Source organism: Pantoea sp. E956-1, assembly GCF_982223955.1.
On sequence record NZ_CEUYZP010000007.1, the window covers coordinates 131,856 to 146,133 of the forward strand.

General features: G+C 56.4%; 11 protein-coding genes. 7 read left to right on the plus strand and 4 right to left on the minus strand.

The features are described 5' to 3' along the window. Positions 1 to 187: 187 nt before the first annotated feature. From AC0T7J_RS17245 to AC0T7J_RS17265, 5 genes are all read left to right on the plus strand, one after another. A complete protein-coding gene (locus tag AC0T7J_RS17245; RefSeq protein WP_010671639.1) occupies positions 188 to 904 on the plus strand; it encodes a DUF3053 domain-containing protein in 717 nt (238 codons plus the stop codon). 432 nt (positions 905 to 1,336) lie between these two features. After that, a complete protein-coding gene (locus tag AC0T7J_RS17250) occupies positions 1,337 to 3,271 on the plus strand; it encodes a PTS mannitol transporter subunit IICBA (protein WP_010257448.1) in 1,935 nt (644 codons plus the stop codon). Between the two features lie 96 nt (positions 3,272 to 3,367). After that, positions 3,368 to 4,516, plus strand: coding sequence for a mannitol-1-phosphate 5-dehydrogenase (gene mtlD, locus AC0T7J_RS17255; protein ID WP_473795496.1), 1,149 nt, complete (start codon positions 3,368 to 3,370; stop codon positions 4,514 to 4,516). 64 nt (positions 4,517 to 4,580) lie between these two features. Further along, positions 4,581 to 5,126 carry a mannitol operon repressor MtlR gene (gene mtlR, locus AC0T7J_RS17260; protein ID WP_133248908.1) on the plus strand — a complete coding sequence of 182 codons (546 nt, stop codon included), beginning with the start codon at positions 4,581 to 4,583 and terminating at the stop codon, positions 5,124 to 5,126. A gap of 103 nt (positions 5,127 to 5,229) precedes the next feature. Continuing rightward, positions 5,230 to 5,592, plus strand: coding sequence for a YibL family ribosome-associated protein (locus tag AC0T7J_RS17265; protein ID WP_003848030.1), 363 nt, complete (start codon positions 5,230 to 5,232; stop codon positions 5,590 to 5,592). A gap of 9 nt (positions 5,593 to 5,601) precedes the next feature. Here the strand turns inward: AC0T7J_RS17265 and AC0T7J_RS17270 are convergent, their stop codons facing one another. The 3 genes from AC0T7J_RS17270 to AC0T7J_RS17280 all read right to left on the minus strand — a co-directional run bounded on the left by AC0T7J_RS17270 (position 5,602) and on the right by AC0T7J_RS17280 (position 9,023). Next, complete coding sequence (locus AC0T7J_RS17270; protein WP_473795498.1) at positions 5,602 to 6,570, minus strand: VirK/YbjX family protein; 969 nt, start codon at positions 6,568 to 6,570, stop codon at positions 5,602 to 5,604. 212 nt (positions 6,571 to 6,782) lie between these two features. Further along, on the minus strand, positions 6,783 to 7,400 hold the full coding sequence (gene sodA, locus AC0T7J_RS17275; RefSeq protein WP_008926407.1) for a superoxide dismutase [Mn]: 618 nt from the start codon (positions 7,398 to 7,400) through the stop codon (positions 6,783 to 6,785). Positions 7,401 to 7,682: 282 nt separating this feature from the next. Then, complete coding sequence (locus AC0T7J_RS17280; RefSeq protein ID WP_473795500.1) at positions 7,683 to 9,023, minus strand: aspartate aminotransferase family protein; 1,341 nt, start codon at positions 9,021 to 9,023, stop codon at positions 7,683 to 7,685. A 207-nt stretch (positions 9,024 to 9,230) separates the two neighbouring features. Here AC0T7J_RS17280 and AC0T7J_RS17285 point away from each other — a divergent pair, with 207 nt between their 5' ends. Next, complete coding sequence (locus tag AC0T7J_RS17285; protein WP_473795502.1) at positions 9,231 to 10,007, plus strand: DeoR/GlpR family DNA-binding transcription regulator; 777 nt, start codon at positions 9,231 to 9,233, stop codon at positions 10,005 to 10,007. On the opposite strand, the gene fdhD is transcribed toward AC0T7J_RS17285, so the two are convergent. Then, entirely contained in the window at positions 10,004 to 10,828 is an 825-nt protein-coding gene (gene fdhD, locus AC0T7J_RS17290) for a formate dehydrogenase accessory sulfurtransferase FdhD (RefSeq protein WP_473795503.1), read from the minus strand. The two genes, AC0T7J_RS17285 and fdhD, sit on opposite strands and share 4 nt — an antisense overlap. Before the next feature lie 395 nt (positions 10,829 to 11,223). Between fdhD and fdnG the strand changes: the two genes are divergently transcribed. Beyond that, on the plus strand, positions 11,224 to 14,274 hold the full coding sequence (gene fdnG / locus AC0T7J_RS17295; protein ID WP_473795505.1) for a formate dehydrogenase-N subunit alpha: 3,051 nt from the start codon (positions 11,224 to 11,226) through the stop codon (positions 14,272 to 14,274). Positions 14,275 to 14,278 lie beyond the last annotated feature (4 nt).

Sequence of the window (14,278 nt, forward strand, 5' to 3'; positions counted from 1 at the left end):
GCTGAAGCCTGCGATGGCAGGGAACGCAGCACGCCCTCAGGCGCAGACATTCCCTTTCTGTAACCGGCGTTTCAGAAAGCATCTGTTTCACCGGTGGTTTCACGTTGTGCCGTGGCTCGGGTTTGTTCTATTCTTTAGGCCATTCCTACCTGGACATCAGACAGTATCACCGACAGGAGTTGACCCTATGGCTTCAGGACTTACACGCCTTATGGCACGCGGCGGCATTATGCTCGCTGGCGCGCTGATCGTGCTGCAACTCACCGCATGTGGTGATAAAGAAGGCGAGCAGCGCAAAGCATTTATCGATTTTCTCCAGAACACTGTCATGCGCAGCGGCGAGCATCTGCCCAGCCTGAGCGAAAACCAGAAGCAGAGCTTTGGCAACTTCGCCAGCGATTACGCCATCATGTATGGCTTCTCGCAGCAGGCGAACAAAGCGGTTGAACAGGGTATGCGTCCGGTGGTGGATGAGCTTTCTGCTATTCGCGTTCCGCAGGATTATCTCAGCCGTCGTGATTCCCTGCGTCAGGCGACCAGCGCACTGGTGATCGTCACCCAGCAGATTGAAAGCGCCAAAATGCAGGCGGACAGCAGCAAGGCGACCCTGAAGCAGCCGGATGACCTGAAAAAAGTCTACGACACCGCCTATAACAAAGTGGTGACGGTGCCCGCCAATCAGCTGATTCCTCTGCTGCCAAAACTCCAGGCGCTGAGCCAGGGTGCAGTGCAGACCGGCGATTTCCTGCAAACGCAGGGAACCCGTGTCAGCTTCAATGATGGCGGCGTGCAGTTCCCGACTCAGGATCAGGCTTCGCAATATAACGCACTGATGAGCACTTTATCCGCCAATTCGCAGGCGCTTCCTCAGGCACAGGCTGCCGTCCAGGGTGGTCTGCAGTAGACCCGCTTGACGGGCAGACGTTGATCGTCTGCCCGTTACACTCCCTTTTCTCCTCCCACCCGCTCATCCGCAGAATGAAGTGTGATCTGGCGCATTTTCGACCAAAAATAGTTTGTGATCTATGTCACAGATAAATAACAAATCAACGCCAGACAAGTGTGACTTACCTCACAGATAACCGATCACCCCGTCTAAAAATCAGCCAAAAGAGCCTGAGCCATGCTTTAAAATGTGATCAAAGTCACGCTAAACACCCCTGCCACCACCCTTAATCAGTGATGTAGATCACACTTATCCCGCACGCTACGCAGCGTCAAATTCGCATGATAGAGTCCGCGTGCATACAGTAATACCACCGGCATTACGTCGGGGTGGCTAAACAAAAACAAGCGCGCTCTCCTATTGCAGCGCGTCTCAATAAGGGGTGGGTTTATGTCCTCATCAGTGAAGGTCAAAGTACAAAGCTTTGGTCGCTTTCTGAGTAATATGGTGATGCCAAACATCGGGGCGTTTATCGCCTGGGGTATCATCACCGCACTGTTTATTCCAACTGGCTGGATCCCTAACGAAACGCTGGCCAAACTGGTTGGCCCGATGATCACCTACCTGCTGCCACTGCTGATCGGTTTCACCGGTGGGCGTCTGGTGGGCGGCGATCGCGGTGGCGTGGTTGGTGCCATTACCACCATGGGTGTGATTGTCGGTGCTGATATGCCGATGTTCCTCGGTGCGATGATTGCCGGTCCGCTGGGCGGCTGGGCAATCAAGTCGTTTGACCGGGCGATTGACGGCAAAATCAAAAGCGGCTTCGAGATGCTGGTTAATAACTTCTCGGCCGGTATTATCGGGATGATACTGGCACTGCTGGCGTTCCTGGCGATCGGCCCGCTGGTAGAAGGTCTGTCACACATTCTCGCCGCAGGCGTGAATCTGATGGTGCAGAACAACCTGCTGCCACTGACTTCGATCTTCGTCGAACCCGCGAAAATCCTGTTCCTGAACAACGCCATTAACCACGGTATCTTCTCGCCGCTCGGTATTCAGCAGGCGAGTGAAGCCGGCAAATCCATTTTCTTCCTGATCGAAGCCAACCCGGGTCCGGGTATGGGCGTGCTGATGGCCTATATGTTCTTTGGTCGTGGCAGTGCGAAACAGTCTGCGGGCGGTGCGGCAATCATCCACTTCCTTGGCGGCATCCATGAGATCTACTTCCCGTATGTGCTGATGGCCCCTCGCCTGCTGCTGGCGGTTATCCTTGGCGGTATGACCGGCGTCTTCACGCTGACTGTGCTGAACGGTGGCCTGGTCTCCCCTGCCTCACCGGGTTCTATCCTGGCCGTGCTGGCAATGACGCCAAAAGGTGCCTACTTCGCGAACATCGCCGCTATCGCTGCGGCCTTCGCCGTCTCCTTCGTAGTGTCCGCTATCCTGCTGAAAACCAGCAAAGTCAAAGAAGATGACGATATCGAAGCCGCGACCCAGCGCATGCATGAGATGAAAGCGCAGTCCAAAGGCCAGAGCGGCGCGGGTGCTCCAGTCGCCAGCGATGCCATGAGCGTTGAACTGCATCACGTGCGTAAAATTATCGTCGCCTGTGATGCCGGTATGGGTTCCAGCGCAATGGGTGCAGGCGTACTGCGTAAGAAAGTGCAGGACGCCGGGCTGAGCAATGTGTCGGTGACCAATACCGCGATCAACGCCCTGCCGGGTGATGTCGATCTGGTGATTACCCACCGTGACCTGACTGAACGCGCTATCCGCCAGGCTCCGCATGCGCAGCATATCTCGCTGAACAACTTCCTCGACAGCGCGCTCTACAGCACCCTGACCGAGCGTCTGGTGGCGGCTAACCGCAGCGATGTGCATCGTCAAACGGTGAATACCGCGCTCTCTGACAGCTACGATGAAGGCAACGCACACCTGTTTAAACTGGGTGCGGATAACGTCTTCCTCGGCCTGACCGCCAGTAACAAAGAGCAGGCGATTCGCTTTGCTGGCGAACAGCTGGTGAAAGGCGGTTACGTTGAGCCTGAATACGTTGAGGCGATGCTGGCGCGTGAAAAACTGACGCCGACCTATCTCGGTGAGTCGATTGCCGTGCCGCACGGTACGGTCGAAGCGAAAGATCGCGTGCTGAAAACCGGCGTGGTGTTCTGTCAGTATCCGGCAGGCGTCCTGTTCGGCGAAGAGCCGGACGATGTGGCGCGCCTGGTGATTGGTATTGCTGCCCGTAACAACGAGCACATCCAGGTGATCACCAGCCTGACCAATGCGCTGGATGATGACAGCGTGATTGAGAAGCTGGCGAACACCACCAGCGTGCAGGAAGTGCTGGATCTGCTGTCAGGTAAGCCTGCAATCGCGTAATTTATAGCAATTATTTTCCCTGGGGCGGTCATGCCCGTCCCGATTTCCTGGGGCGGGTTTGCCCGCCCCATCGTCATTTGATATGGGTCAAAAATTATGAAAGCGTTACATTTCGGAGCAGGAAACATTGGTCGCGGCTTTATCGGCAAGTTACTGGCTGATGCAGGTATCGAACTGGTTTTTGCTGATGTGAATCAGACGGTGCTGGATGCACTGAACGCGCGTCATGAGTATCCCGTTCATGTAGTTGGCGAGCAGGCCAAAACAGAAACCGTTAAAGGCGTCAGTGCGGTAAACAGCACCAGCGATGCGATCATCACTCTGGTTTCTGAAGTCGATCTCGTTACCACCGCCGTGGGTCCGCAGATTCTGGAGCGTATTGCCGGCAGTGTGGCTAAAGGGCTGGCAAAACGCAGTGACAACGGCAATACCCGCCCGCTAAATATTATCGCCTGTGAGAATATGGTGCGCGGCACCAGCCAGCTGAAACAGCATGTGCTGAAGGCGCTGCCGGAGCACTATCACGCCTGGCTGGAGCAGCATGTCGGCTTTGTGGATTCCGCTGTCGATCGCATCGTGCCCCCTTCTGAAGCGGGCAGCACCGATCCGCTGGAAGTGACCGTGGAAACCTTCAGCGAATGGATCGTCGATAAAACTCAGTTTAAAGGCGACCTGCCTGCGATTCCGGGTATGGAACTGACCGATAACCTGATGGCATTTGTTGAGCGTAAACTCTTTACTCTGAACACCGGTCACGCGATTACCGCCTATCTTGGCCAGCTGGCCGGTCACCAGACCATTCGTGACGCCATCCTTGATGAAAAAATCCGGGCCGTGGTCAAAGGGGCGATGGAAGAGAGCGGCGCGGTGCTGATTAAGCGCTACGGTTTTGAGGCGGATAAACATGCGGCCTACATCCAGAAAATACTGGGCCGTTTTGAAAACCCCTATCTGAAAGATGATGTTGAGCGTGTGGGTCGTCAGCCGCTGCGTAAACTCAGCGCGGGCGATCGCCTGATCAAGCCGACGCTGGGCACGCTGGAGTATGGTTTGCCGCACGCCAGCCTGGTGCAGGGCATTGCCGCCGCGATGCACTATCGCAGCGACCAGGACCCACAGGCGCAGGAGCTGGCCACGCTGCTGGCAGAAAAAGGCCCACAGGCGACGCTGGCTGAGATTTCAGGACTGGATGCCAACAGCGAAGTCGTGGCTTCTGTGGTGAGCGCCTGGCACGCTATGGCATAATGCGCGCGTGTTAGTGACGCAAGCCGGGCGCAGTTCGCCTGCGCCCAACGGCGGTATAGAACCCATGCAGGCAATAATGGAAGAGAAGCAGGCTTTTGAGAACCGGGTGCTTGAGCGCCTGAACGCCGGTCGTTCGGTGAGAAGCTTTCTGATCGCCGCCGTTGAGCTATTGGCTGAAGCCGTCAATCTGCTGGTGCTGCAGGTGTTCCGTAAAGATGACTATGCGGTGAAATATGCCGTAGAGCCGCTGCTGCTGGGCAATGGTCCTCTGGGCGAACTCTCGGTTCGCCTGAAGCTGATTTACGGACTTGGCGTAATCAGTCGCCACGAATATGAAGATGGTGAGCTGCTGCTGGCGTTGCGCGAAGAGCTGAATCACGACAGCGGCGATTATCGTTTTACCGACGATGAGATCCTGGGCCCGTTTGGTGAGCTGCACTGTGTGACAGCCTGGCCGCCTGCGCCAGTGTTTCACACTGAAGATGCCGAGCTGCGCAGCATGCAGCAGCAGCGCTATCTGCAGATGGTGCGATCCACTATGGTCCTGTCGCTAACCGAGCTGATCGCCCGCATCAGTATGAAACAGGCGTTTAAAAAGTCCGGCAGCTAATCCTGTCAGGCGCCATCACGGCGCCTTTTTCGTCTTAACCTGAGCGGGAATATGCGCCAGATTTGGTGTATCCTTGGCCTGTTTTCCTCAACGAGTTGTTGTCATGAAAGAGCAAGAAAAGAACGAAATTAAACTTCTCAGCGATAAGCTGGACGCATTGAACCGCAAAGAGCCACAGTTACTCGAATCGGGTGATGTCGAGAAACTGGGCGCGTTGCTGAAAGAGAAAGAAGCGCTGGTCATTGAGATTGAGCGTCTGCGCGGACAGCGGGTTGAAAAACTCAGTGCCGAGGCGCAGAAGCTGCAGAAAATGGGCTTCAGCCGCGAAATTACCAAGAAAGAGCAGGCAAATCTGGGTGCGCTGAAGAAAAGCGTGCGCGGCCTGGTGGTGGTGCATCCAATGACCGCGCTGGGACGTGAGATGGGTCTGACTGCGATGACCGGCTTCGCTAAAACCGCATTCTGACGGGGTCGATCAGGCAGCTGCCTGATCGACATCGGCTTTGCGATCGCCGGCGGCGGCATACACCTGCTCCGCCAGCGCATCCAGCAGTTCATAGCGACGGCGATACTCTGCCCGTTTCTTACTGGCGATCTCCTCCAGCGTTTTACGCGGCAGACTCAGCGGCAGTGTAAACATGCCATCTTTGCGCGCTTCACCACTCAGCGAAAGCCAGAACTCACTGTAGCTGGCAAAGAACTTATCCCCTTTGCTGTGACGATAACGCAGGCTGCGGAAGACATGAGTCTCATCGCCCACCGCCTGAATACTTTCCACGCCGCACTGCTTCGCAACAATAAACACCGCTTCCATTAACAGGCGTTTCGGAAAGAGACCGTGAGCTGCTTTGGTCGCCTCGCGGATCATCTCATTATTAATATGTTTACGTGGCCCCTGTAATCCACCAATTAACAGAGTGCGCTGGTTATTCTCATTGAGAATAGAAAATGAGAGCGACGCAATAATTTCGTCGTTATAACGTAATACCAGCGTCACTTCCCCTTCCCGATCGAAATATCCGGAACTGCAGGAGAGAATAAAGGTCTCGCCATTTTTACCGGTCAGCGTAGCCAGCGGATTATCCGTCGCGCTCTGCAGCAGCTGACGCAGTGCAGGATTTTCCAGGTTATTCATCAGGCTGTAATGATCGAGTATCGCCTGCGCACGGGCAGCAATGCTCAACCCTGAGCGCAGATAGGGCCGGTGCAGCTTGGCAGGCAGCAATCCCTGGGTACTCATCAACAGAGGAAGTTGTGGTAAATGCGACAGCTTATCCAGATAACGCAGCGTCGTCAGCGGTGATATTAAGGTTCTTAACACAAATTTCAGGCGGAAACGTTTACTTAACCAGAGTTTATTCGGAACGTATTTTCCACTAATTAACTGAAAAAAAAGCGAAGCTGAAGAATCGGTCGTGGTTTCATGAGTAGTTATAATTGACATAGTCATCGACACACAGTGAGCAGGAATGTCACTGAGCATAAGACAACGAGTATCAACGGCGTGTTAATGTGGCAGAAGGTTAAAAGCGCGGCGGTTAAAAAGCGAGATCCGTTTATTTTTGGTTTAATCTGGGACAACAGAAGTTAAAGATAAAAAAAACCGGCGAAATAAATTCCACCGGTTTATCGTTATCACGTTAACACTGGGTTAACTTACTGGGCAGCTGCGAAGCGGGCTGCTGCTTCGTCCCAGTTAACCACGTTCCAGAATGCTTTGATGTAATCAGGACGTTTGTTCTGATACTTCAGGTAGTAGGCGTGTTCCCACACGTCCAGACCGATGATTGGGAAGCCAGAAACGCCAGCAACCGCTTCACCCATCAGCGGGTTGTCCTGGTTTGCGGTAGATACCACAGCCAGTTTGTCGCCTTTTTTAACCAGCCACGCCCAGCCTGAGCCGAAACGGGTCGCTGCTGCTTTCTCGAACTCTTCCTGGAATTTTTCCACGCTACCGAAATCTTTCTCGATAGCCGCTTTCAGGTCGCCCTGCAGCGTGGTGCCGGTTTTCAGGCCTTTCCAGAACAGGCTGTGGTTAGCGTGACCGCCTGCGTTGTTACGCAGTGGGCCTTTTTTGTCTGCTGGCAGCTGATCCAGTTTGGTGATCAGCTCTTCTACCGGCAGATTGGCAAATTCAGTGCCTTCCAGCGCCGCGTTCGCGTTGTTCACGTAGGTCTGGTGATGTTTGGTGTGATGGATTTCCATCGTCTGCTTGTCGAAATGCGGTTCCAGTGCGTCGTATGCGTAAGGCAGGGATGGCAGTGAATAACTCATGTTCTTCCTCTCCATTTAATTTGAGCAGCACGACGAATTCGGGACGTGCCGCGTAAGCAGTCGAATCATTATAGTTAAATTCATGTAGCGTAAAAGGGTAATCAATGCCCTATTAACCATAAGGATTTGAGAAATCTGGCAAAAGCAACCCGTTGTTTTTACAGCATGCTGCTGCTGACTCCGCCTTTTCAGCTTTATCAGACAGGGAGACTGTCGCCCACTGCCAGCACCACCAGCGGGCACTCATCCCGCCCGAACGCCGCATCTGCCCTGCCCTGCGCGTTACCTGCCCAGTTCGCGCAGCCCGCTGTCGAGCGCGCCGACCAGCCAGTCGATATCACCTTCCTGGAACGCTAGTGGCGGACGCAGTTTCAGCACATTCCCATACGGGCCGGCGACCGAGGTCAGCACACGATGTTCACGCAGCTTCTCAATTAAATCCAGCGCCAGCGTTTTGTCCGGCGTTTTGCTGTGACGATCGGTGACCAGCTCAAAACCGATAAACAGTCCGGCACCGCGTACATCCCCCACGCACTCATAGCGATCCATCAGGGTTCGCAGCTCAGCCAGCAGCTTCGCGCCGACCACGCGGCTGTGTTCCTGTAACCCCTCTTCGGTGATCACTTTCAGTACCGCCTGCGCCGCCGCCATCGCCACCGGATTACCGCCAAAGGTATTGAAGTAGGGAATTGAGTCGCTGAAGGCGGCCAGCACGTCGCTTTTTGCCAGCAGGCCGGAAACCGGAATGCCGTTGCCCATTGGCTTGCCGGTGGTAATGATGTCAGGCACCACATCGTGGCGGCCAAAGCCCCAGAACGCGTCGCCGGTACGGCCAAAACCAGGCTGCACTTCATCGGCTATAAAGATGCCGCCGTTGGCATGCACCACCTCGACCGCTTTTTTCAGGAAGCCGCGCGGATCGGGCAACACGCCGTCCGAGGAGAAGATTGAGTCCGCCAGGAAACCGGCAAATTTAATGCCGTGCGCCGCCAGATCATCAATCTGCTGCTGAATCTGGTCAGCGAACCAGTCGCCCAGGTCAGGCGCATCCACACGATACGCATCCGGTGGCATCACCAGCCGCGTGGTGGGCGCCAGCGGCTGCCCACTGCCCAGCGCCGGAGAAGCGCCGGATGTCAGTTCACTGGTGCCGTGGTAGGCCTCTTTACTGACAATAATCCCGCTGCCGCCGCTAAAGGCGCGCGCCACACGAATCGCCAGGTCATTGGCTTCCGATCCGGTGCACATATACATCGCGCGATCGATCGCCGCGGGCGTGGTCGCCAGCAGCGCTTCGCTGTAATCCAGAATATTTTCATGCAGGTAACGGGTGTGGGTGTTCAGCATTTTCATCTGCTGCGTCACCGCCTCAGTCACGGCCGGATGACAGTGCCCGATGCTCGCCACGTTGTTATAGACGTCGAGATATTTATCGCCCGCCGCATCCCAAAGATATTGCCCCTCACCCCGCACCAGATGCACCGGTTTGCGATAGAACAGGCGATAGGATTCGCCAAGCACTTTGCTGCGTTTATCGGTCAGTTTGCGCGTCTCGCTGTCGAGCGCATCGGCATGTTCGGCACGGAAACTGTTGGTATCCATGATAGTGGAACGCGTGGCCATAATGACTCCCGTTACAAGGATGATGGAGGAAGAGCTGACGCCTTTATCATGCCTGCCTGAATCTAAAATGCAACCAAATACACAAATACAATAAAATACACATGACGCAGGCCGATCCCCACGCTAAGCTTGCTCTCTGTTTCAGACGGAATCTTTCGCTTCAGTGGCGTATCATCCGTGCTCTTCGCGCTTTATAAGGAAACCTTTATGCTGCAGGAAACGCGCCTTCACCGCATCCGTGCCTTACTGACCCGGCTTAACCAGGTGAGTACCGAGCGCATTATCAGGGAGCTGGGGGTGTCACGCGAAACCGCGCGCCGCGATATCATTGAGCTGGAAGCGCTGGGTCTGGCACGCCGCGTTCACGGCGGGCTGGTGGCGATTGAAACGCGGGCTGAACCCCCGCTGACGGAACGCCGCAGTAACCAGGCCCGCGAGAAGCGCGCCATCGCCCGCGCCGCGGCGCAGTTGCTGCAGCCCGGACAGACGCTGTTTCTGGATGCGGGCAGCACCACCACGCTGCTGGCAGAGGAGCTGCACGCCCTCTCCGGCCTGACGATTGTGACCAACAGCCTGCAGGCCGCGCTGGCGCTGAGCGCCGGAGAAGAAGATCAGCCGCTGAATAATCAGATCATTTTGCTGGGCGGGACGATGTCGGCGGGTGCGCAACAGACGCGCGGCGAAATTACCGTGGGTGAGATCATCCGCTACCGCGCTGATGTGGCGCTGCTGTCACCGGTCGGCATTGAGGCGGGTTGCGGTGCCAGCAGTTTTCATCCGCACGAAGCGGCCATCGCCCGGGCGATGGTGCAGCAATCCGCTGCCTGCTATCTGCTGGCCGATCACACCAAACTCGGCGTGGTCAGCCGCACGGTTTACGCGCCACCGCAGACGGTCTCCCTGCTGATTACCGACAGCGGCGGCGACAACAGTGCCGCCCTTGAAGCATTGCAGCAGACGCTGCCCGAGGTGATGGTGATTTAACGCAGTCGCTGAGGATGGCTGTAGACCGTGGCGCGTCCAGGTTTACTGAACCCGACCAGCGTCAGATTGCAGCGCTCAGCCACGTCTACCGCCAGGCGGGTTGCTGCCGAGACCGCGAACAGGATCTCAACCCCGCACATGGCGGACTTCTGCACCATCTCATAGCTGGCGCGGCTGGAGACCAGCACCGCGCCTGGCCCCCACTCAGCCTGGCTGCGATACCCCAGCAGCTTATCCAGTGCCACATGGCGACCCACGTCTTCACAGCCACCAGCCAGCTGACCATCAGGCTGGATCCACGCGGCAGCATGGGTGCAGCCGGTTTTCTGTCCGACCGGCTGATATGCTTTCAGCTGGCCCAGCGCCCGATCCAGCTGGTCCAGCGCGAAGGTCTGGGTAAACGGCAGCGGAGAGAGCGGCTTGCCGATCTGGTCAAGCTGTTCAACGCCACATACGCCGCAACCGGTACGGCCTGCCAGCGCGCGACGCTGCTCTTTCAGCGCCATAAAACGGCGGCTGGAAAGCTCAATCTGAACCTCAATGCCGTGACAGCCCGGCACGATATCCATGCCGAAAATGTCGCCAGGTGCGTCGATAATGCCCTCTGACAGTGAAAAACCCAGCGCAAACGCCTCCAGATCTTTAGGCGTGGTCATCATCACCACGTGCGAGATGCCGTTATAGACCAGCGCCACCGGAACCTCGTCCGCCAGCCAGTCATCCTGGGCATCGGTCAGGTCTTTACGCTGCCAAACCTGCGTCCTGCTGACGCCGGCCTGAATTGTTAAATCTTCGCCTGAGTCAGGCTGGATAGCTTTCAAAAAGTATGACCTGTTGTTAATAAATTATGTAATTCAGTGCCCGGGATGACAGAGCACAGACGTGCCCTGATTCTGCCTTTTAGCCCCTGGCTGCGCAAATAAACAGTGGGGCAATTCATGCGGTTTTCTCCCCCAAAAGGCGTAGCCACGCCCACTTGCGGGCACAATGAGAATGGGTATCTTTTACGCATTAACATTGATAAGCATAAAACAACAGTAATTATCTGCTGCCTTTGAAAATCTGCTTGCAGCGCAAATCCACCGCCGAAGGTTTTTAACAAAATTTAGAAAAAGTATTACTAATGACTAACCTGTTGACCCTGGTCAACTTACAGGCAGATAGGGCTGCTATTTTGCAAGGCTTCGCAATGGAGCCAATAAAGAAGAACGATAAAATGCAAATTAACAGACGGAGTTTTTTTAAAATCTGTGCTGGCGGGTTGGCGGGCACCAGCGCGGCGTTACTCGGTTTTGCCCCCACCACAGCCTTAGCCAGCGTCAGAGAATTCAAACTCATTCGCGCCAGAGAAACCCGTAATAACTGCACCTACTGTTCAGTCGGCTGCGGCATGCTGATTTACAGTCTGGGTGATGGCGCTAAAAATGCCAGCGCCTCGATTTACCATATTGAAGGCGATCCTGACCATCCGGTCAGTCGTGGTTCGCTCTGCCCTAAAGGCGCAGGCGTGCTCGACTTTATTCACAGTGAACAGCGCCTGAAGTATCCGGAGTACCGCGCGCCAGGCTCGGATAAATGGCAGCGCATCAGCTGGGATGAGGCATTTGAGCGAATTGCCCGCCTGATGAAGCAGGATCGTGATGCCAATTTCCAGGCCACCAACGCCGCTGGCGTGACGGTAAACCGCTGGCCGACCACCGCTATGCTCTGCTCTTCCGCCGCCAGTAATGAAACCGGCCTGCTCGATCAGAAATTTGCCCGCTCGCTGGGTATTCTGGCGCTGGAAAACCAGGCGCGCCTGTGTCACGGCCCGACCGTGGCCGCGCTGGCCCCCAGCTTTGGTCGTGGTGCAATGACCAATAACTGGAACGACATCAAAAACGCCAATGTGGTGATGATCATGGGCGGCAACCCCGCCGAGGCGCATCCGGTTGGCTTTAAATGGGTGATAGAAGCCAAAACCCATAACAATGCGCAGGTCATCGTGGTCGATCCACGCTTTAACCGCTCTGCGGCGGTCGCCGATCTCTACGCGCCACTGCGTGCGGGCAGCGACGTGGTTTTCCTGATGGGGGTGATCAACTATCTGCTGCAACACAATCAGATTCAGCAGGAGTATGTTCGCGCCTTCACCAATGCCGCCCTGATTGTCAGCGAAGGCTTCAGCTTCAGTGACGGTTTGTTCAGCGGCTACGATGCTGAAACCCGTCAGTACGATCGTCAGAGCTGGCACTATGAGCTGGATGAAAACGGCCATGCGAAACGCGATGAGAGCTTCACTCACCCGCGCTGCGTGCTGAACCTGCTGAAAACCCACGCCAGCCGTTACACCCCGGAAATGGTGACGCGCCTGTGCGGCACTTCGCAGGACGCCTTTATTACGGTGTGCCAGCAGCTCGCTTCCACCTGTGTGCCGAATCGCACCGCGACTATTCTCTATGCGCTGGGCTGGACTCACCACACCAACGGTTCGCAGATTATTCGCACGGCGGCGATGATTCAGCTGCTGCTGGGCAATATCGGTATGCCAGGCGGCGGTATTAACGCGCTGCGCGGCCACTCCAATGTGCAGGGCTATACCGATCTCGGCCTGCTGGCGCAGAGTCTGCCGGGCTATCTGCCACTGCCCTTCGAGAAGATGACCACCCTGGCGACCTACCTGCAGCAGGCCACGCCGGTTGCGACACTGCCGGATCAGGTCAACTACTGGCAGAACACCGACAAATTTTTCGTCAGCCTGATGAAGAGTTTCTACGGCGATAACGCCACCGCCGAAAACCAGTGGGGATACGACTGGCTGCCAAAATGGGATAAGAGCTACGACTGCATGGCGCAGGCGGAGATGATGGAACAGGGCGCGCTGAACGGCTGTCTGATTCAGGGCTTCAACCTGCTGGCCGCCTTCCCGGACAAGAATAAAGCGGTCCGGGCCCTGTCCCGCCTCAAATATATGGTGGTGATCGATCCGCTTCGCACCGAAACCGCCAGCTTCTGGCAGCATCACGACGAGTTTAATGACGTCGATCCGTCGTCAATCCAGACCGAAGTGTTCCGTCTGCCCTCTTCCTGTTTCGCCGAAGAGTCAGGATCGGTGGCGAACTCGTCGCGCTGGCTGCAGTGGCACTGGGCGGCTGCTGAACCGCCCGCTGAAGCGCTGCACGACGGTAAAATCCTCGGCAACCTGTTCATGCGTCTGCGGGCGCTCTATCGCCTGGAAGGCGGTGCAACCCCTGAACCGCTGATGGCAATGCGCTGGGACTACCGCGATCCATTCAATCCTGAGCCGGAAGAGGTGGCGCAGGAGAACAACGGTCAGGCGCTGGCCGACATTTACGACGCCAGCGGCAAGCTGTTGCTGAAAAAAGGCCAGCAGCTCAACGGCTTCTCAGAGCTGCGTAACGACGGCACCACTGCCAGCGCCTGCTGGATCTACAGCGGCAGCTGGACGCCGGAAGGTAACCAGATGGCACGACGCGACAACGCCGATCCATCGGGGCTGGGCGCGGTCTCCGGCTGGGCCTGGGCGTGGCCGGCTAACCGCCGCATTCTCTATAACCGCGCCTCCGCGGATGCGCAGGGTAAAGCCTGGGATCCGCAGCGCCGCCTGATTGAGTGGGATGGCACACGCTGGCACGGCATCGACGTGCCGGATTATCCGGTAAAGCTGTCGCCGCAGCAGCAGGCCGGTCCGTTTATCATGCAGCCCGATGGTCTTGGCCACCTGTTTGCGCTCGATAAGCTGGCCGACGGCCCTTTCCCGGAACATTACGAACCGATGGAAAGCCCGCTCGCCGACAATCCCCTGCATCCGCAGCAGCGCCACAGTCCGGTCGTTCGGCTGTTCAGCAGCGACGCCGCCCAAATGGGCGAGGCCGCTGACTATCCCTGCGTCGCCACCACCTACTCCATTACCGAACTGTTCCGCCACTGGACCAAACATGCCCTGCTGAACGCGATTGCACAGCCGGAGCAGTTTGTTGAAATCGGCACCGAACTGGCAGAAGAGAAAGGCATCAAGGCCGGCGACAGCGTCAAAGTCTCGTCGCGCCGTGGCTATATCAAAGCCAAAGCGGTGGTAACACGTCGTCTGCAGCGTCTGATGATTGACGGCAAGCCGGTTGATACCGTGGGTATTCCCTGTCACTGGGGCTTTGAGGGCACCACGCGTAAAGGCTTCCTCGCCAATACGCTGACGCCGTCGGTTGGCGATGCCAACTCGCAGACCCCGGAATACAAGGGATTTTTAGTGAAAGTGGAAAAAGCGTAACGGT

Coding starts and splice junctions, on each gene's coding strand:
- AC0T7J_RS17285 (WP_473795502.1), top strand. CDS start 9,231: ATGCTGCAGGAAACGCGCCTTCACCGCATCCGTGCCTTACTGACCCGG.
- sodA (WP_008926407.1), bottom strand. CDS start 7,400: ATGAGTTATTCACTGCCATCCCTGCCTTACGCATACGACGCACTGGAA.
- AC0T7J_RS17245 (WP_010671639.1), top strand. CDS start 188: ATGGCTTCAGGACTTACACGCCTTATGGCACGCGGCGGCATTATGCTC.
- AC0T7J_RS17250 (WP_010257448.1), top strand. CDS start 1,337: ATGTCCTCATCAGTGAAGGTCAAAGTACAAAGCTTTGGTCGCTTTCTG.
- mtlD (WP_473795496.1), top strand. CDS start 3,368: ATGAAAGCGTTACATTTCGGAGCAGGAAACATTGGTCGCGGCTTTATC.
- fdnG (WP_473795505.1), top strand. CDS start 11,224: ATGCAAATTAACAGACGGAGTTTTTTTAAAATCTGTGCTGGCGGGTTG.
- AC0T7J_RS17270 (WP_473795498.1), bottom strand. CDS start 6,570: ATGTCAATTATAACTACTCATGAAACCACGACCGATTCTTCAGCTTCG.
- AC0T7J_RS17265 (WP_003848030.1), top strand. CDS start 5,230: ATGAAAGAGCAAGAAAAGAACGAAATTAAACTTCTCAGCGATAAGCTG.
- mtlR (WP_133248908.1), top strand. CDS start 4,581: ATGCAGGCAATAATGGAAGAGAAGCAGGCTTTTGAGAACCGGGTGCTT.
- AC0T7J_RS17280 (WP_473795500.1), bottom strand. CDS start 9,023: ATGGCCACGCGTTCCACTATCATGGATACCAACAGTTTCCGTGCCGAA.